This is a genomic window from Sediminibacillus dalangtanensis, from assembly GCF_017792025.1.
GTDB classification, from domain to species: Bacteria; Bacillota; Bacilli; order Bacillales; family Amphibacillaceae; genus Sediminibacillus; species Sediminibacillus dalangtanensis.
Genome location: NZ_CP046956.1, coordinates 290,181 through 307,906, shown reverse-complemented (window position 1 = coordinate 307,906; position 17,726 = coordinate 290,181). Strand labels below are relative to the sequence as shown.

General features: G+C 46.3%; 17 protein-coding genes, 12 tRNA genes and 1 rRNA gene. 1 reads left to right on the top strand and 29 read right to left on the bottom strand.

All coding sequences use genetic code 11. From position 1 onward, the window contains the following. Window positions 1-47: 47 nt before the first annotated feature. From ERJ70_RS01700 to ERJ70_RS01635, 14 genes are all read right to left on the bottom strand, one after another. Window positions 48-1,613 (bottom strand): 16S ribosomal RNA (locus tag ERJ70_RS01700). An 86-nt stretch (window positions 1,614-1,699) separates the two neighbouring features. Then, window positions 1,700-1,776: transfer RNA gene (locus ERJ70_RS01695), tRNA-Ile, on the bottom strand. A gap of 5 nt (window positions 1,777-1,781) precedes the next feature. Next, window positions 1,782-1,855, bottom strand: a tRNA-Gly gene (locus ERJ70_RS01690). A 31-nt stretch (window positions 1,856-1,886) separates the two neighbouring features. After that, window positions 1,887-1,963, bottom strand: a tRNA-Pro gene (locus ERJ70_RS01685). Between the two features lie 4 nt (window positions 1,964-1,967). Beyond that, window positions 1,968-2,044 (bottom strand) — tRNA-Arg (locus tag ERJ70_RS01680). Between the two features lie 58 nt (window positions 2,045-2,102). Beyond that, window positions 2,103-2,188, bottom strand: a tRNA-Leu gene (locus tag ERJ70_RS01675). A gap of 52 nt (window positions 2,189-2,240) precedes the next feature. Continuing rightward, window positions 2,241-2,321, bottom strand: a tRNA-Leu gene (locus ERJ70_RS01670). Between the two features lie 179 nt (window positions 2,322-2,500). After that, a tRNA-Lys gene (locus tag ERJ70_RS01665) sits at window positions 2,501-2,573 on the bottom strand. A gap of 210 nt (window positions 2,574-2,783) precedes the next feature. Next, a tRNA-Gln gene (locus ERJ70_RS01660) sits at window positions 2,784-2,858 on the bottom strand. Window positions 2,859-2,864: 6 nt separating this feature from the next. Further along, window positions 2,865-2,941: transfer RNA gene (locus ERJ70_RS01655), tRNA-Asp, on the bottom strand. Between the two features lie 30 nt (window positions 2,942-2,971). Then, a tRNA-Glu gene (locus ERJ70_RS01650) sits at window positions 2,972-3,043 on the bottom strand. A gap of 10 nt (window positions 3,044-3,053) precedes the next feature. Further along, window positions 3,054-3,144: transfer RNA gene (locus tag ERJ70_RS01645), tRNA-Ser, on the bottom strand. Between the two features lie 2 nt (window positions 3,145-3,146). After that, window positions 3,147-3,221 (bottom strand) — tRNA-Asn (locus ERJ70_RS01640). A gap of 231 nt (window positions 3,222-3,452) precedes the next feature. Next, entirely contained in the window at window positions 3,453-3,914 is a 462-nt protein-coding gene (locus ERJ70_RS01635; RefSeq protein WP_209366718.1) for a SprT family protein, read from the bottom strand. 91 nt (window positions 3,915-4,005) lie between these two features. Between ERJ70_RS01635 and cmpA the strand changes: the two genes are divergently transcribed. Next, window positions 4,006-4,119, top strand: a complete 114-nt coding sequence (gene cmpA / locus ERJ70_RS01630) for a cortex morphogenetic protein CmpA (protein WP_209366716.1) — start codon at window positions 4,006-4,008, stop codon at window positions 4,117-4,119. Between the two features lie 74 nt (window positions 4,120-4,193). On the opposite strand, the gene ERJ70_RS01625 is transcribed toward cmpA, so the two are convergent. The 15 genes from ERJ70_RS01625 to acpS all read right to left on the bottom strand — a co-directional run bounded on the left by ERJ70_RS01625 (window position 4,194) and on the right by acpS (window position 17,350). Continuing rightward, window positions 4,194-6,362, bottom strand: a complete 2,169-nt coding sequence (locus ERJ70_RS01625; RefSeq protein ID WP_374099745.1) for a Tex family protein — start codon at window positions 6,360-6,362, stop codon at window positions 4,194-4,196. Between the two features lie 335 nt (window positions 6,363-6,697). Continuing rightward, window positions 6,698-7,306 (bottom strand): PP2C family serine/threonine-protein phosphatase, encoded by a 609-nt coding sequence (locus ERJ70_RS01620; RefSeq protein WP_309507230.1) that lies wholly within the window; start codon window positions 7,304-7,306, stop codon window positions 6,698-6,700. Then, a complete protein-coding gene (gene sigB / locus ERJ70_RS01615; RefSeq protein ID WP_074600590.1) occupies window positions 7,306-8,094 on the bottom strand; it encodes an RNA polymerase sigma factor SigB in 789 nt (262 codons plus the stop codon). Before sigB ends, ERJ70_RS01620 begins: the two co-directional genes overlap by 1 nt. Beyond that, window positions 8,066-8,542: an anti-sigma B factor RsbW gene (rsbW, locus tag ERJ70_RS01610; RefSeq protein WP_209366712.1), complete on the bottom strand. Its 477-nt coding sequence runs from the start codon at window positions 8,540-8,542 to the stop codon at window positions 8,066-8,068. The genes sigB and rsbW overlap by 29 nt, the downstream gene beginning before the upstream one ends. A 1-nt stretch (window position 8,543) precedes the next feature. After that, the gene (locus ERJ70_RS01605) at window positions 8,544-8,873 is read right to left on the bottom strand and encodes an STAS domain-containing protein (protein ID WP_209366710.1); all 330 of its coding nucleotides are present in this window, start codon (window positions 8,871-8,873) and stop codon (window positions 8,544-8,546) included. Between the two features lie 62 nt (window positions 8,874-8,935). Beyond that, entirely contained in the window at window positions 8,936-9,946 is a 1,011-nt protein-coding gene (locus ERJ70_RS01600; RefSeq protein WP_209366708.1) for a PP2C family protein-serine/threonine phosphatase, read from the bottom strand. Between the two features lie 13 nt (window positions 9,947-9,959). After that, window positions 9,960-10,361, bottom strand: a complete 402-nt coding sequence (locus tag ERJ70_RS01595; protein ID WP_074600594.1) for an anti-sigma regulatory factor — start codon at window positions 10,359-10,361, stop codon at window positions 9,960-9,962. 2 nt (window positions 10,362-10,363) lie between these two features. Further along, window positions 10,364-10,720 carry an STAS domain-containing protein gene (locus ERJ70_RS01590; RefSeq protein WP_026571352.1) on the bottom strand — a complete coding sequence of 119 codons (357 nt, stop codon included), beginning with the start codon at window positions 10,718-10,720 and terminating at the stop codon, window positions 10,364-10,366. An 8-nt stretch (window positions 10,721-10,728) separates the two neighbouring features. Further along, window positions 10,729-11,601, bottom strand: a complete 873-nt coding sequence (gene rsbRA / locus ERJ70_RS01585; protein ID WP_209366706.1) for an RsbT co-antagonist protein RsbRA — start codon at window positions 11,599-11,601, stop codon at window positions 10,729-10,731. 311 nt (window positions 11,602-11,912) lie between these two features. Continuing rightward, the gene (locus ERJ70_RS01580; protein WP_074600801.1) at window positions 11,913-12,263 is read right to left on the bottom strand and encodes a type II toxin-antitoxin system PemK/MazF family toxin; all 351 of its coding nucleotides are present in this window, start codon (window positions 12,261-12,263) and stop codon (window positions 11,913-11,915) included. 4 nt (window positions 12,264-12,267) lie between these two features. Further along, a complete protein-coding gene (locus ERJ70_RS01575) occupies window positions 12,268-12,549 on the bottom strand; it encodes a CopG family ribbon-helix-helix protein (RefSeq protein ID WP_026571355.1) in 282 nt (93 codons plus the stop codon). A gap of 185 nt (window positions 12,550-12,734) precedes the next feature. Further along, window positions 12,735-13,889, bottom strand: coding sequence for an alanine racemase (gene alr / locus ERJ70_RS01570; RefSeq protein ID WP_245208091.1), 1,155 nt, complete (start codon window positions 13,887-13,889; stop codon window positions 12,735-12,737). Between the two features lie 364 nt (window positions 13,890-14,253). Further along, entirely contained in the window at window positions 14,254-15,273 is a 1,020-nt protein-coding gene (locus tag ERJ70_RS01565; protein ID WP_209366703.1) for a LolA family protein, read from the bottom strand. 56 nt (window positions 15,274-15,329) lie between these two features. After that, window positions 15,330-16,844, bottom strand: a complete 1,515-nt coding sequence (locus ERJ70_RS01560) for an NAD(P)H-hydrate dehydratase (RefSeq protein ID WP_209366701.1) — start codon at window positions 16,842-16,844, stop codon at window positions 15,330-15,332. Between the two features lie 149 nt (window positions 16,845-16,993). Then, window positions 16,994-17,350, bottom strand: a complete 357-nt coding sequence (gene acpS / locus ERJ70_RS01555; protein WP_209366699.1) for a holo-ACP synthase — start codon at window positions 17,348-17,350, stop codon at window positions 16,994-16,996. Window positions 17,351-17,726 lie beyond the last annotated feature (376 nt).

Here is a 17,726-nt window from a genome sequence, read left to right as displayed (position 1 = left end):
ACCAAGTATGTCCTGTGTTTAGCTCGTAAGAGCTAATTTATCCTTAGAAAGGAGGTGATCCAGCCGCACCTTCCGATACGGCTACCTTGTTACGACTTCACCCCAATCATTGGCCCCACCTTCGGCGGCTGGCTCCAAAAAGGTTACCTCACCGACTTCGGGTGTTGCCAACTCTCGTGGTGTGACGGGCGGTGTGTACAAGGCCCGGGAACGTATTCACCGCGGCATGCTGATCCGCGATTACTAGCGATTCCGGCTTCATGCAGGCGAGTTGCAGCCTGCAATCCGAACTGAGAATGGTTTTATGGGATTTGCTTCACCTCGCGGTTTCGCTTCCCTTTGTACCATCCATTGTAGCACGTGTGTAGCCCAGGTCATAAGGGGCATGATGATTTGACGTCATCCCCACCTTCCTCCGGTTTGTCACCGGCAGTCACCCTAGAGTGCCCAACTGAATGCTGGCAACTAAGGTCAAGGGTTGCGCTCGTTGCGGGACTTAACCCAACATCTCACGACACGAGCTGACGACAACCATGCACCACCTGTCACTCTGTCCCCGAAGGGAAACCTCTATCTCTAGAGGGATCAGAGGATGTCAAGACCTGGTAAGGTTCTTCGCGTTGCTTCGAATTAAACCACATGCTCCACCGCTTGTGCGGGCCCCCGTCAATTCTTTTGAGTTTCAGCCTTGCGGCCGTACTCCCCAGGCGGAGTGCTTAATGCGTTAACTTCAGCACTAAGGGGCGGAAACCCCCTAACACCTAGCACTCATCGTTTACGGCGTGGACTACCAGGGTATCTAATCCTGTTCGCTCCCCACGCTTTCGCGCCTCAGCGTCAGTTACAGACCAGAGAGCCGCCTTCGCCACTGGTGTTCCTCCACATATCTACGCATTTCACCGCTACACGTGGAATTCCGCTCTCCTCTTCTGTACTCAAGTTCCCCAGTTTCCAATGACCCTCCACGGTTAAGCCGTGGGCTTTCACATCAGACTTAAGGAACCGCCTGCGCGCGCTTTACGCCCAATAATTCCGGACAACGCTTGCCCCCTACGTATTACCGCGGCTGCTGGCACGTAGTTAGCCGGGGCTTCCTCGTCAGGTACCGTCAAGGTACCGCCTTGTTCAAACGGTACTTGTTCTTCCCTGACAACAGAACTTTACGATCCGAAGACCTTCATCGTTCACGCGGCGTTGCTCCGTCAGACTTTCGTCCATTGCGGAAGATTCCCTACTGCTGCCTCCCGTAGGAGTCTGGGCCGTGTCTCAGTCCCAGTGTGGCCGATCACCCTCTCAGGTCGGCTACGCATCGTTGCCTTGGTAGGCCATTACCCTACCAACTAGCTAATGCGCCGCGGGCCCATCTGTAAGTGACAGCCAAAAGGCCGCCTTTCAACCTTCCTCCATGCGGAGGAAGGGATTACCCGGTATTAGCCCCGGTTTCCCGGAGTTATCCCGATCTTACAGGCAGGTTGCCCACGTGTTACTCACCCGTCCGCCGCTCGTTCCACAGGCTTCACCCCGAAGGGATCTGCCTGCTTCCCGCGCTCGACTTGCATGTATTAGGCACGCCGCCAGCGTTCGTCCTGAGCCAAGATCAAACTCTCCATAAAAAGCGAGCTTGCTTGCTCGTTCAAAAACTAGCTTGTATATCTTGCTTGACATACTGGTTGTTTTGTTCAGTTTTCAAAGATCAAAATGGTGGGCCTGAGTGGACTTGAACCACCGACCTCACGCTTATCAGGCGTGCGCTCTAACCAACTGAGCTACAGGCCCCTTAATGGAGCGGGTGAAGGGAATCGAACCCTCATCATCAGCTTGGAAGGCTGAGGTTTTACCACTAAACTACACCCGCATGGTGAGTAAATATATGAAATGGTGAAGCATGGTCGGGAAGACAGGATTTGAACCTGCGACCCCTTGGTCCCAAACCAAGTGCTCTACCAAGCTGAGCTACTTCCCGATAATGGCGCGCCCGAGAGGAGTCGAACCCCTAACCTCTTGATCCGTAGTCAAACGCTCTATCCAATTGAGCTACGGGCGCTCGTTGAAGCGACATCTTTTAATATACCATATCGATCAATCGGTGTCAATAGTTTTTTTGGTGCGGTCGAGAGGACTTGAACCTCCACGGGGTCGCCCCCACTAGGCCCTCAACCTAGCGCGTCTGCCATTCCGCCACGACCGCTCAAGCAAAAATAAAATGCCGTGCAGATCCCACAGCAGTAGACAAAACACAATGCGGGTGGAGGGACTTGAACCCCCACGTCGAAGACACTAGATCCTAAATCTAGCGCGTCTGCCAATTCCGCCACACCCGCGTAATATAATGACTAAAAGGAATGAGCTGGATTCAACTTATAGAAGAATCCAGTTAAGAACTTCCTTTGTTTTGATGAGCCATGGAGGATTCCGACGCCGCAGGCTAGTCCTTGCATCCCTTTTTGTGAATGGAAGCAAGGGGAACCGTAGATGAGAATCCGAACCACAACTTCTTTGATGAGCCATGGAGGATTCGAACCTCCGACCCTCTGATTAAAAGTCAGATGCTCTACCAACTGAGCTAATGGCTCATGATTAATTATTGTCATACTACCTAACCATGTTGTGTGCTTACCCCTTTACAGGAGTGAAGCATACTCTTTTGTGCTCGTCACGTTGAAAGGGAACCCGGCGAAGCACACGCTCCTCGCAAAACCTTTCATTGATAATTTTCAATGAGGCTTACGGTTTCTCTACCAACTGAGCTAATGGCTCATGTTTATGTTCCTTATAAAAGAAAATGGCTGGGCTAGCTGGATTCGAACCAGCGAATCACGGGATCAAAACCCGATGCCTTACCGCTTGGCTATAGCCCAACAAAGTGGCGGTCCGGACGGGACTCGAACCCGCGACCTCCTGCGTGACAGGCAGGCATTCTAACCAACTGAACTACCGGACCTTACCGATTACTATATAGCGAAAATGAAAGTGACCCGTACGGGATTCGAACCCGTGTTACCGCCGTGAAAGGGCGGTGTCTTAACCACTTGACCAACGGGCCAACATAACAATGGCGGAGAAGGAGGGATTTGAACCCTCGCGCCGCTTACGCGACCTACACCCTTAGCAGGGGCGCCTCTTCAGCCACTTGAGTACTTCTCCACTGGCTCCACCGGTAGGATTCGAACCTACGACCGATCGGTTAACAGCCGATTGCTCTACCACTGAGCTACGGTGGAATAAAAAGTATTTATATCGCCTTGAATAACAGCGACGTTAAGTATAATACATTATTTTGCCCGGTTTGTCAAATGCTTTTTAAAACTTTCTTCGAGAAAGTAATCGACAAAATAAAAAAGAAAAAACGGTAAAAAGCTTTGTTTTTTCAAGGGCTTATTTAATTTAACACGGAAGACATGATTCGTCAATGGTTTCTTACGTTTTTTCAAATGCCATTTTATTTGACACCCTCAACACGATACTTTGACAAGCTTTCCCCTGCATCTCCCGCATCGATACTTTTTGGTGTCCACTCTCCTCGCCCTTTCATATACATGCCCGCAATCCTTGCATTGATACCGATGTCTGGTTTGCTTTCTAGCAGAAGGAAGAGCCTGACAAAAACGAGGGGATCCAGTCTTACGCAGCAACTCTCTAAAGTCAGGATCGCGATGCTTATATCCTTTTCCTTCAATATGCAAATGATAATGACAAAGCTCATGTTTGATGATGCCGAGAAATTCCTCTTCTCCCAGTTCTGTCAGAAACTTCGGGTTCAGTTCAATTGTTCTTCTGGAAGGAATGTACCTTCCTCCGGTTGTACGCAAACGGTTGTTGAAAGTTACTTCGTCGATAAAAGGCTTATCAAAGTACTTTTTCGACAGTTCGTCTACCAATTCCTCTAATTTTTCCTGACTGATTGTTTCCTCCATTATTGTCACACCTTTTACTTGATTTGCATACCCTACAATAACTTGATTTCTGCCTGATTTCCACCACTATTTGTCCAGGAGGATGGTTCAGATGCCCAATTGGTTTAAAAAGCAAATGACAAAAGCCTTCCTTTCCAAAGATTTATACCAAATCAAAGTATTGAATCAATGTTGGTTTTTTTACCGGGATACAAACTCCCATTAAATAAACCAACAGTCGGGAAATGCTTCTACTTAACCATAAACAAAAGGGCTGCAGGAACAGCCCTTTTGTTTTTATTACTCCTGTACCATTGTCAAAGCAATTCGCTGTTTGTCTACGTCGACACTGTCTATCCAAACGGTGACTACATCTCCGACGGCCGCAACATCTGTCGGATGTTTCACAAATTGCTTGGACATTTTTGAAATATGAACCAAACCATCCTGTTTAACACCGATATCCACGAACACTCCGAAGTCGACGACGTTTCTTACCGTTCCCTGAAGTTCCATTCCAGGCTGTAGATCTTCCATGGCCAACACGTTCTTTTTCAAAAGCGGTTGCGGAAAGTCGTCCCGTGGATCACGCTCAGGGCTCGCCAATGCTTTCATGATGTCCTCCAAAGTCGGTACCCCAATACCGAGTTTTTCAGCAGTTTCCCCTAGTGCAACTTCGGATAGCGCTTGTTTCAATGCTTCTGAACCCAAATCATCCGTGGAAAAGCCAAGCATGTTCAACAACTGGTTGGCCGCGGAATAACTTTCCGGGTGGATCGCCGTCCGGTCCAGTGGTTCATCACCGTCGGGTACCCGGAGAAAGCCAATGCACTGTTCGTACGTTTTATTGCCTAAACGCGGGATTTTTTTCAGCTGGCTTCTACTGGTGAATTTGCCGTTTTCGTTTCGTTGCTTGATCACATTTCCCGCAACTGTTTTGCTTAATCCTGATACATACTGTAGCAGGGAAGCTGACGCAGTGTTGACATTAACCCCGACCTGGTTGACGGCGGTTTCCACCACAAAGGTCAAGGACCCGTTCAAGCTTTTTTGGCTGACATCATGCTGGTATTGTCCGACCCCTATGGATTTCGGATCAATTTTCACCAGCTCCGCCAGCGGATCCTGTACCCTTCTTGCAATCGAAACAGCGCTTCGTTCTTCCACCTGCAGATCCGGAAATTCTTCGCGGGCCAGTTTTGAAGCAGAGTAAACACTAGCCCCGGCTTCATTTACGATGATATAGGCGATATCTAACTGATGGTCACTGATGAAGTCTGCAATAAATTGCTCGGTCTCTCGCGAAGCAGTACCATTGCCGATTGCGATAAGCTCGATAGGGTACTCCTTTAACAACGACAACAGTGCCTTTTCCGCCCCCTTTTTATCGTTCTTAGGGGCAGTTGGATAGATTACCTGAATCGCATGAACCTTGCCTGTCTCATCGATAACCGCCAGCTTACAGCCTGTACGGAATGCCGGATCGACCCCTAACACTACTCTCCCTTTAAGCGGTGGCTGTAGCAGAAGGTTTTTTAAATTAGTCGAAAAGATATCGATCGCTTGTTGCTCTGCTTTTTCCGATAGGCCGTTCCGGATTTCCCGTTCAATCGACGGCTGGATCAAGCGCTTGTAACTATCTTCGATAACCGCTTTCCAGAATTGCTTTATGACAGCTGTATCGTTTCGTTTTACAAGCCTTTTATTCAGGTATTCAGTTATTTGTTCTACCGGGGGATGCACAGATACTTTGATGACCTCTTCCTTCTCCCCACGGTTAAGAGCGAGTACACGATGGGCGACAATCGATCTGATCGGCTCCTCGTAATCATAGTACATTTCAAAAACGCTTTTTTCGTCCTTCGCTTGGTCCTTGGCATCCCCACGAATCGTTCCGGCCTTGAACGTTTTATCCCTTATGTATTCCCTGTATTGGGGATCATCAGCAATCCACTCAGCGATTATATCGTTGACTCCACCTATTACTTCTTCCGTAGAGTTCAATTCATGCTCGTCCGACAAATAAGCTGATGCTGCTTTATCTATATCCTCCACCTGATGACTCCACACTTTTTCCGCCAATGGTTCCAATCCTTTTTCTTTGGCAATGGTTGCCTTCGTTCTTCTTTTTTGTTTATAAGGACGGTAAAGGTCTTCCACCCGCTGCAGTTGCGCTGCATTCCGTATACTCGTTTCCAGCTCGGGAGTCAATTTGCCCTGTTCATCGATTAAGCGAATGACTTCCTGCTTACGTTCTGCCAGGTTTTGCGCATACGTCCATTTATCTTCAATCGCTTTGATTTGTACTTCATCCAATCCGCCCGTTTGCTCTTTGCGGTACCTGGCGATAAACGGAACCGTATTCCCTTCTTCCAATAAGGAAATCACTTGCTTGATAGGTGCAGCTGAAACCTTTGTTTCTCCTGCCACCCATTTTATTAACTGGTTACGTTCGTTTGCTTCATTCAATATCAATTTCCTCCTTACACTTCTTGTCTCCATTGTACCAAATCAGTCTCCCTGTTACACAGAGAGAATAAACGTAAGATGAGATACCTTGCTTCTCCGCTGAAGAAAACTTGCCGATCGACGAGCCTGCAGACGATAAGAGAGGCGTCATTGCGCAATCCGTCGCTTCTGCAAATTAACCACGTCGACTAACTCCTCTAAATAATTATCTTTCCGTGCCAACTCATGACCATCTAAAAAAGACCAGCCCACTTCTCACTTAGAGCGGACCGGTCAAGGGCTGTCTAAAAAACGAATACTCCCATCAGCCAAGATAAGAGTATGCTTTCGACAAACTATTCATTTTTGGCAAACTTCATGGCAATCAAAGTGGTGTCATCATCTTTGTTCTGCCCAACCATGGTAGCATATGTTTCGGTAATTCTTTCGACATCTTTGCCTAAAAAATATTTGGAAGATAAATCCATGGAGTTGACCCCATCTGAAAACATAATAAAAATCATACCTGGTATCATTGTCCCGTCAAATACTTTAAAAGGGCGTTTGTAGCCGCCCAAGTAACCGGCATTAGGAATGCTGCGTTTTTTCTCTTGCTTGTCTGTTATCGTCATAATACCGATATTTCCAATGGAACTAAACGAATAAGCATTCGAAATGAAGTTGACTTTCAATACACCTAACACGACGCCGCGTTTTCCAACCAGTCTTTCATTGCAAACTTTTATTATTTCATCGACGCTCGCGAAAATATTTTCCTCAATAACGTCCATAACAGCCTGTGAAGACTCTTTAGCGTATTCCCCGCTGCCCAAACCATCAGCTAAAGCACAGATAAACTCGTCTTCTGTTTCTTTATAGTAATAGCTGTCACCACAATAATAGTTGCCTTTTTTCGCTGTCTGATAGACGGAAACCTGCATTCGCTGCTTGTCTAATTCACTCACTAGAAAACCTCCGAGCTTTCTGACTGCAATGCTTCTCTAAGTTTTCTTAATGCGCGCCTTTGTAAGCGGGATACATGCATCTGCGAAATGCCAAGCATCTCGCCGGTATCTTTTTGGCTCATGTTTTCAAAGTAGGTATACTTCAGAATCTCCTGTTCTCTTTCTGTTAAAATCGGCAGAATTTTTTCAAGCAGCATACGCTGATCCACATTCTCATAACCTGTATCCTGGTTCCCGATCAAGTCTAATATGGAAACCGTGCTGCCATCGGAATCTGCCTCGATTTTCCGGTCGACGGATAGAGCTTTGTAACTTTTGCCCATTTCCATCGTTTCCAGGACATCTTCTTCGCTTACTTCCAAGTAAGCAGCTATTTCGGTTACAGAAGGAGATTGCTGATTATCCGACGTTAATTCTTCGATTGCTTTCTTGATTTTCGGACCTAATTCCTTGATTCGACGCGGGACATGAACGCTCCATGTTTTATCCCGGATGAATCGTTTGATTTCACCGATGATGGTCGGTATTGCAAATGATTCAAAGGATTTACCAAATTCAGGGTCATACCTGCGAATCGCCGCCAGTAACCCCAGCATCCCAACTTGCACTAAATCCTCATGTATCGAACTGTTTTTGGAATACTTGCGGGCTATTGACTCCACAAGATCCTGATAAGCCAATACAATTTTTTCTTGAACCGTTTCGTCTGTGGGATTTTCCTGCAGATGCTTTATCCATTGGTAAACCTCATCCTCACGTCTATTGTGTGGTTGAGATTTGGTCGTCATCTAATCCCACCTTATTTTCCTGGATATATTTCGTCATCAATACGATAACCCCATGGTCGCTGGTTATCTCTACCTTATCCATCAAAGCATCGATCAAGAATAGGCCGAATCCGCCTTCACGCAGGTTCTCAATCGGCTCCGATTGTTCATAAGGGCCGATTTCGGCTTTTACTTTACCCAGGTCGAAGCTGCCGCCATGATCTGCTACCATTACCTCCAATCGATCATCATAAACTCCGAAACCAACCGTGACCTCTCCTTCTTCTGCCTCCCGGTATGCGTGTGTGACCGCATTGGTCATCGCTTCCGATATCGCCACTTTCAGGTCCTCAATATCCTCATAATTGAACCCCATTCGATTTGCGACACCAGATGTGCTTAATCTTAAGACCCCTACATATTCTGATTTAGCCGGAACTTTAATTTCAATGAAGTCAAAAGGTTCCATATTAAGATCCACCCCGTACTGTAGAATCAATATTTATAATATCGGTTAAGCCTGTTATTTCAAATAATCGCATTACTCGGTTCTGCAGCTGAACAAGTTTCAATTCGCTGTTGTTTTCTTTTGTCGATTTTAATGCGCTGACAAAAACACCGAGTCCTGTGCTATCCATGTAATTGACATTTTCCAAATTCACTTCTACTACTTTGCCCGACACTTTCGTCAAGGGCAGCAGCTGTTCCTTCAATTGAGGAGCAGTATAAGCATCAATCTCTCCAGCAAGTGTCACAACTGCCGTTGAGTCATTATCTGAGACATTAATATCTAAGTTCATGGTTATCCTCCTACTTCCGTAATATTCACTCAATATTGGATATTACCCCGACCAGATCCCCATCAAACTTCCTTACGTAAAATAATCAAAGTAAAATCATCCCGCAAATGAAAATCCTGGAGGCGTTCGAAGTGCTTATACACTTGCTCAACCAACTTCTGGGCAGGCAGGTGCATATTGGCCTTGATTACATCAAGCACTTCCTCCGGTTCGATAAAGCGGTCTCCCTGCCGGCACTCCGTCACCCCGTCAGTTAACATAATAATCATGTCCCCCGCGCTTACCTTCCGTTCATATTGACGATACTTCGTATCCCGGGTCACGCCAAGTACGACTCCCCTTGCTTCTATTTCCTCGAATTTATCTTCTGCCGCATTATAATAAAAGCCGGGTTCGTGCCCTGCCGAAGAATAGTAAAACTTTGCATCGCCAGGGTCGTACAGGCCGTAAAACATGGTGATGAACATGCTCGGATCTACGTTTCGCTCAACCACCCTGTTCAAGCTTTCCAGTATGTTGCTGGGATCCATCCGATTCTCCGGAATACTATCCATGGAGTACTTGATCATCGACATGGCTAGTGCAGCAGGGATCCCTTTTCCGATAACATCTGCAATCGCAATTCCTAATTTGTTATCATCGTTTTGCACGAAATGATGATAATCTCCGTTCATTTGGTTGGCAGGGATACTGATCGCTCCGATTTCCAACCCCTCCACCTCCGGCTTTACCGTTGTGAGAAGTGTTTGCTGCATACTGGCTGCGACGGAAATTTCCGATTTTAGTGCCAGCTGCTGTTCCCGCAGGGATTGGAATTCCTGGTAGGCTAGTCCGTAGGAAATCATTGCCTCCAGCAGGAAATTCATCGAGGATTCGATCCCTTCAGGCAGTTCAGGATACAAATCCTGCAATGCCTGGATATGGACATTGATTATTTCTTCTGGGGAAATGTTTTGTTGCATCGACAGCTTACTGAATTGTTCAGCCTGGTACAGGGCAGTCTCGTCTTGTGTTCGAATATACTGTTTTAGTAAGTCACGATAATTGCTTAAATCCAAGTTCAACGTATTCATCGCTTACCCCCCCTCAACGAACCCATTTTACTGCTTTTATCTTTGTCCCCTTTTCTTGCTCGGAAATAATATCAAATTCATCCATCAGTCTTTTCACACCCGGCAATCCCGCGCCAAGGCCTCCCGAAGTAGAATAGCCGTCTTCCATCACTTTGCTGATTTCTGCTATTCCGGGGCCATCATCCATTGCTAAAATGACTAATCCTTTACGGTCAATTTCTTCAATGGTTTCAAAGCAGATTTTTCCTGTTCCAGCGTATAAATAGATATTTCTGGCGAGCTCAGATATAGCAGTGGCAATACGTGCCTGATCCACTGTTCCAAACCCGATTTTTCTGGCGAAGTCCCGTCCGATTTGGCGGGCGCCAACTATATCCCACTCTTTATTGATATTAACGCAGGATTGGAAATCCATGTTCACTCCTCCAATTCCTGACGCAATTTTATCAAGCCTTGCTCTAAGTCTAAGGCTGTTGGAACATCTTGCAGATGGATGCCCAAGTCAATCAGCGTCATAGCTACCGCTGGCTGAATGCCAGTCAACACGACTTTTGCCCCCATTAAATCCGACATTGTTACTACGTCTCCAAGCACCTTAGCAATAAAGGAGTCAATAATATCGACAGACGTTAAATCGATTACTACGCCGGTAGCTCCGCTTTGGTGAATTTTACTCAAAAGATCTTCTTGAAACTGAATGGCGCTCTGGTCATCCAGGTCAATTTGGATAGAAATCAATAAATAATTATGAAGCTTTAAAATCGGTATTCTCATGACCCCGTTCACTCCCCATCCAGAGAATCTACTAATCGTTCTATATCATTTTCATGACTGTCTGCCGTATTCACGATTTTTCTATTGGTCAATTCCAGTGCCGACTGGAATCCTTTTCTCAACGAACTCTTCGTCGGGAACTTACTTAAATCGATTCCTAAGTTGACAATCGTTTGTGCAATTTCCGGCCGGATCCCCACCAGAATACAAGTCGAACCAATCAAGCGTACCGCCTCAGCCGCCTGAATGATATGATGAGCTACCATGGTATCTACAACCGGGACACCAGTGATATCAATCAGCACGACTTCTGCATTGTGTTTGATGACACCGTCAAGCAGATTCTCCATAATCAGCTTTGCTCTTTCGGTATCAATCGTGCCAATCAGCGGCATGACGGTAATATTTTCCATCACCGGAATCAGTGGTGCCGACAACTCCTGCAAGGCTACCCGTTGCAGAGATACTATGTGTTCCCAGCTGCCAGAGTACTCATTGACCAATTTATTGATAATCGGATCGACCCAATTATCCACCGCCTGCAGAACTTCAGAAAAGTAATCTGTCCCTACCTGATTTTGTTCGCTTAAGATATAATTAATTGTCACCCTGCGGAATGATTGCAACCCGTCGGTCAAATAACTGAGCGGCCATCCCAGGTTGACAAGCCTTTCCGAAAAGTCCTCTAATGCCGTGGTGATACCCTGCTTTTCCACACTTGCAAAAATGACATTGACAAATTCCCGATTAGTACTTTCAAACAATTCTTCGGATATCGTCGATGTATAATCGTTTTGTCTGCTTTTCGATATCTCCTCCAGCCACATTTTCACGATTGTATCACTATTTTCTATTACAAGATCTTTCAGCTTTCTATCCATTCCACTACCCCCTGCCAAATCTCCCTAAAATAGATATACTTATTGTCACATGTTTATGGCTGACGCGCAAATTTTTTGATGCGATAGGAGTTCATTCCTCCTTGGCCAGCCACGGTAATACAGCGATTCATTCTACTCCTCTAACCATTATTTACCTTTCCGTCGGAGGTTCTGTAAGAATAGCGCAAGTGTCTGCTTCCCCGACATACTGAAGCGTACTCTCCCATATTGGATAAGACATGAAAAAACATCCATGCGCCGGCCTCCCGGGACATGGATGTTTGGGTGTTCAGTTTATACGTTAATAACTTCTAAAAGTCGGTTAAACCCAGGCTTATTTCCAAGGCTTTATTAATGTTTTCCATCATGTGTTTGTCTAAATGGGTGATTTTATCAGTTAGACGCTGTTTGTCTATTGTTCGAATTTGCTCGAGCAAAATGACAGAGTCGCGCTCAAATCCATACTTCTTCGCATCGATTTCAACATGCGTCGGCAGTTTTGCCTTTTGTATCTGCGCGGTAATGGCTGCAACGATAACCGTAGGGCTAAAACGGTTGCCGATATCGTTTTGCAAAACCAATACTGGACGAACGCCCCCCTGCTCGGAACCCACTACAGGGGAAAGATCGGCGAAATAAACTTCGCCTCTTTTTACAATCAACCCCTTACACCCCACTCACTAAACGTTCTAGGGTGTTTTCGGCCTCCTCTTCAGCTTGAAAAGCCTCTGAAGCAATGTTGAGATTGATTTTGGCCATTTCCATATAGCCTCTTTGCATAGATTCACGAATATGACGTTTTTTCTTTTCACGCAAATACGATTTTGTTGCCTGACAAATAAAGTCGCTCAGATCACTGTTCTCGGTTTCCATTAACCCATCCACCTCGCTAAGCAGGTTTTTTGGCAGTCTCACAATTATCTCTTGTAAGCTCTCTGACACAACCATACACCTCCACCATATCTACAAGCCCAGTCTTTTTTAATCCAACCTAATCATATCATTGTATAAACTGCATTGCAAAGGCATTCTGGAACTTTTCATTAAAAAATAAATTTCCTCTGCCAATTGCTGGATGAAGCAGGAAAAGCCAAATTCCCGGACTTCTAAAAACGAACATGCTTAAAGCTTGGTCAAGTCAGCAGCGGGTTGCTGATTTTCGTTACTTTCCCCTGTTCCAGATAGACGCGCGGCACCCTGGGACTGATCGTACACGGAATTTCATAATTGATCGTTTCCAAATAATCAGCTACCTCGTCCATGGTCACCTCTTCTTCTCCCTGGCGGCCGATCACGGTCACTTTTGTCCCCACTTGATATGGTCCATCCAGGCGAATCATGAACTGGTCCATGCAGATGCGCCCGACAATCGGAAACCTTTTTCCATCAACAAGTACTTCCTTGCCCTGCAGTTTGCGGAGGATTCCGTCTGCATAACCGAGCGGAACTGTGCCGATCCACTCTTCCTTCTCGGTTGTATAGGTGGCTCCATAGCTGATCGATTCTCCTGCTGGCAATTTTTTCACCTGTGTCAATCGGCTATGAAGGGAGAAGGCGGGTTTTAGTTCGACAGGCTTTTCCTGTTTCACTTGGGAAGATGGATACAATCCATACATGCTGATTCCATATCTGACAAAGTGAGCCATTCGTTCCGGAAACCTCATACTTGCGGCACTATTGCCGGTGTGCAGAAGCACAGGCTTGTGCCATCTGGTTTCGAAGGCATCAAGCAATTCATCAAAACGAGTCTGCTGACGTTCAAAATAATCGGTGTCAGCTTCATCGGCCGTAGCAAAATGAGTGAAAATCCCTTCCAGTTCCAGCCTGTGGTCCGTCAACTCTTCCAAAATGGCATCCAGCTCTTCCACGCGCCTGATGCCGATTCGCCCCATTCCCGTATCCCATTTCAAATGCAGCTTGAGTGTGCCGGACAGACTCAACTGCTTGACCTGCTTTATCCATTCCTCTTGATAAAACGTAACGGCGATGTCATGCTTGATTGCCACCGGAACATCTTCCGGCCGGATCCTGCTCATTACCAGGATTGGAGCAGTTATTCCATTACTTCTAAGCTTAACCGCTTCATCCAGTAATGATACAGCTAATCTGTCTGCACCAGACCTTAAGGCTCTTTCAGCGACTTCTACATCGCCATGACCGTAGGCATTCGCTTTAACCACAGCGAAAATTTTTGTTTTTGACGAGAGGTGTCGGCGTATTTGCTGAATGTTGAATGCGATGTTGTCTAAATCGACTTCCACCCAGGAGTCCCGGTAAAAGTTTTGCAAGGTGACCTCTCCTATCATTTTTCTTCTATCGTATCAGAAATAGTTCGGACACGCATAGCGAAAACAGCGGGAGATGCCGATGATATACTTTACCGAAAATCTCTTTTGCCATAATTATTGCTCTCTGAGTGAAAACAAAAGGCAATATGGCTACCAAGAATTCCTACTATCCTTTTAAGACAAATGCTGATCCGCCGCTCTCGAAGAAGCACTCGCTTTCCCGCAGCACCTGAATGGCACTCACCCCGTGGATGATAATCACACTGAACAGTGTCAATAATTGGGGTCTCCATCGTCCATTCGTATAGAAACCCATCCACAAAAAAATAAAGCAGACCCTGGTAATGGAGCCTGCTAGCGAATTTTATTTTATTTCCTGCCCTGTAACAGAGCTTGCTACTTCAATCATTTCCTGTTTGGTGAGATCTTCACTGGCTAAATAATACGTATTGCCATTGGCCTGCCATTGCAAGGACGCCTCGCTCAAAGCTCCCATCGTGAAACCTAAGTTGACGATTTCTCCGTTGACCTGCTCCGGAACCATCGCGCTGGCTGGATAAGCATCCGCTCTTTCCTGAACGAGTGTAAAATTTTTCTCTCCGGCAAAGGATAGGATCACCCGCTCACCGTTCTCCGTTTCTACCTCTTTCTTTTCCACCAATTCGGCGCCGGCACGTTCTAATGGATAAAAGACTTCCAGTTCGCCGTTGTCATTTTCTTCAGCAGATACTGGAATACCCAATGTTCCGCTGGTCATATTTTTCTCGATTTCAAAAGCATCTCCGGCAAATTCCGGATCAAGTTCGAAGGATGAGAACTGAACTTCCACTACCGGGTTTTTATCCTTATCCAACACTTTCACCATTACCGGTGTATAGGCCTTTTTGTCAAAATAGATTTCTTGATAAGGAAGGTTGTTGTTATTTTGATAATTCGTTTTTGTTTCAAACACATAATAGTTCTCGGTTGTTTTGAAAGAAGCCTCTGAATCCTCTAAAACGTCTTTCACCAACGACTGATATAAATAAGGCTGGCTGCTGTTGTTCGGCCATTCACTCTTGAACTTGAAGCTTTTATTCAGAGCGGGGGTCAGGACAAACACTCCATCTTCATTCTTCAGAATGATTTGGCTGCCCTTTTCATCTTTCTCGTTTTTCAACAGCACCCGGTAGAAATCTTTCTTTTTGTGGGAAATTTCAATGTCGAATGCCTGGCTCTCTTCGCCTGTCTGCAGGCTCATGGTTGCTTCCGCCTTGTAGCCATTCATTTTCTCTAAATTCCCCGACAACTTATCCGCAACGTCTTCTTTCGACTTTTCCCCACAGGCAGCCAAGACCAGGATCAATAATAACAGCATGACCCCTAATCCGAGTTTTTTTCTCATGGTCACAACTCCTTTGTCTCATTTCAAAGGACAAAGGGAACGCATAAGTGTCCGAGTCAAGAAAGTGTACGAAACACAGAGGCGAGTCCATCGATGACATCACTGGCTGTTAAATCATGCATGGAATGGTTGCCGGTGACTTGCTGGTCCGCGGACATACCATGGATATAACATCCAGTGGACAATGCCTGCTGGATGTTTTGCTGCTGCATGACTTGAGCCAGCAATATACCAGATAAAGCGTCACCGCTCCCTCCCTTGGCGAGTCCGGCATTACCTGAGGTATTGACCCATTGATTCCCCTCCGGATCAGTAACAATGGTAAATGAACCCTTCAGGACTAGATAAACACCGTACTCAATGGCAAATTGCCGGGAAGTCGCAAACGGCCGCTGGATGATGTCCTTCACCCCGAACCCCGTCAGCATTGCCATCTCACCAGGATGCGGTGTAAGAATCGAAGGATGACGACGCTGTGTCAGAATGCGCATATCCTGTTTCAAGTGATGCAGCCCATCAGCATCTACCAGCACCGGAATTTTCGCCTCGGAAACTAATTTTCTAGTAAAATCTGCGGTTGCTTGTTCCCTGCCCATCCCCATTCCGACCGCCAATGCATCATAACCGGAAACATCGACATCCTGAAGGACAATTCGCCCTCGACCATCTGCGTTTAAAGAAAGATAGGTTGCTTCTGCACAGTGGGCAGCGATAGACGGAATAACTTGAGGGACAGTCCCCGTTGTTACAAGACCGGACCCGCCTCGTAATGCTGCCTTTGTTGTCAGCGTTATCGACCCGGGCATTTCCTGGGAACCGCCGATCAACAACGCTTTGCCATGGCTGCCTTTATGCGAGAAACGGCCTCGTTCCCCCAGATGGGCCCGCGTTTCTTCCATGCCCCACACGTACCTGCCGGAATCAGCACATGCCCGGGATGGCAAACCGATATCCACTACCTCCCAGCTGCCATAGTAAGAAGCGGTCTGCTGGGCGAATAAGCTTTGTTTGGGCTCAGCCACAATCACTGTGTGATCTGCTGTTATACCGTCAAATCCATCGTGCCCCTCATCTGCAGGTACACCGCTTGGAATATCCACGGATATGACCGGCAAGCCAGCTTCATTGACCGTCTCTACCGCCTGATCATACGGCGGCCGAAGCTTACCTGTTACGCCGATTCCAAGCATTGCATCGATGACCACATCGCTTTCCTGCAAGGCAACAACCAGATTGGCGGCACTTTCCCACCGTTCGATTTTTCCGTCGATGTTTTGATAAAGCTGCTTATGATAAGCAGCATCGCCGGTGATTTTCCCGTCAGGGGCAAGCTGGAATACTCGAACAGTATATCCCCAGTTCAATAGCGTCCTGGCAATTACAAAGCCATCTCCGCCGTTGCTGCCACTTCCGCACATCACCAGTATACGCATGGTTTTGGACATCCGTTCTGCCGCTTTATCAGCTATCGCCCTGCCGGCATTCTCCATCAGCAGTTTCCCTTCGATTCCTATCGTTTCCATTGCATAACGATCAGCTTCGTACATTTCTTTTGCGGTGACAATATGCACAATGTTCCCTCCTACCCGCACTAAAATAGTATGAGACAACCTATCGGAATATGCAGACTAGCCTGACAACCTCTAGAAAAAGTCCCTATTCGCTGTTGCTTTTCTCCTTATCGTTCCAGTTTCCAAGCCAAGGAACATTTTAAAAATGCCTATGCTTCGATGATCACTTGCGCCACCGCATACTCTCGGCTATGGGAAATCGACAAGAATAGCTTTCGGTTATGGTCACTTTTGACTTTCAGCTGCGGTGCACCTTGTTCATCAGGCATGACCTCGATTGCCTGAAAGCTTAATTTTCCGAGGCCGGTTCCGAGCGCCTTGGCGTAAGCTTCTTTTGCAGCGAATCTTCCTGCTAAATACTCAATCTGCCTGCCCGGAGCTTCCAGTTTCTGCAGAACAGCAAGTTCATTGTCTGTTAACACCCGCTCTGCTAATCGCGGATTTCTTAAAAAGCTGTCCTGGATTCTATTCAACTCGATTATATCGATTCCAATCCCGACAATCATCCAACCCCAACCTTTTCATTCATCTACCATCAGTATAACTTCTGCTCGTTCGTTTCTCTAGAAGTAAGCCTGTCCCAGCCTCTTTCGGCTTGGCTGAATAAGCATTTGCTAGAAGATTAATACTTTCGTACAAAATATATTAACTACACTAACTTTTATCCTTAACCAGGGGGCGAGTTCGAAACCTACACTAAGGAAATACACTAAGCTCCTTTTCTTAACGAGCAGTACATATGGATTTACTGCTACTGTCATTTGCCTGAGTTTACCCGTCTTTGCAAAGAACATTGCTAACAAGCAGACTGCATAAAAAAGTGTAAATGTAAAAGGTCACAGAAAAAATTCAAGTCGGACAGGCAGGAGAAATCCGTGATGT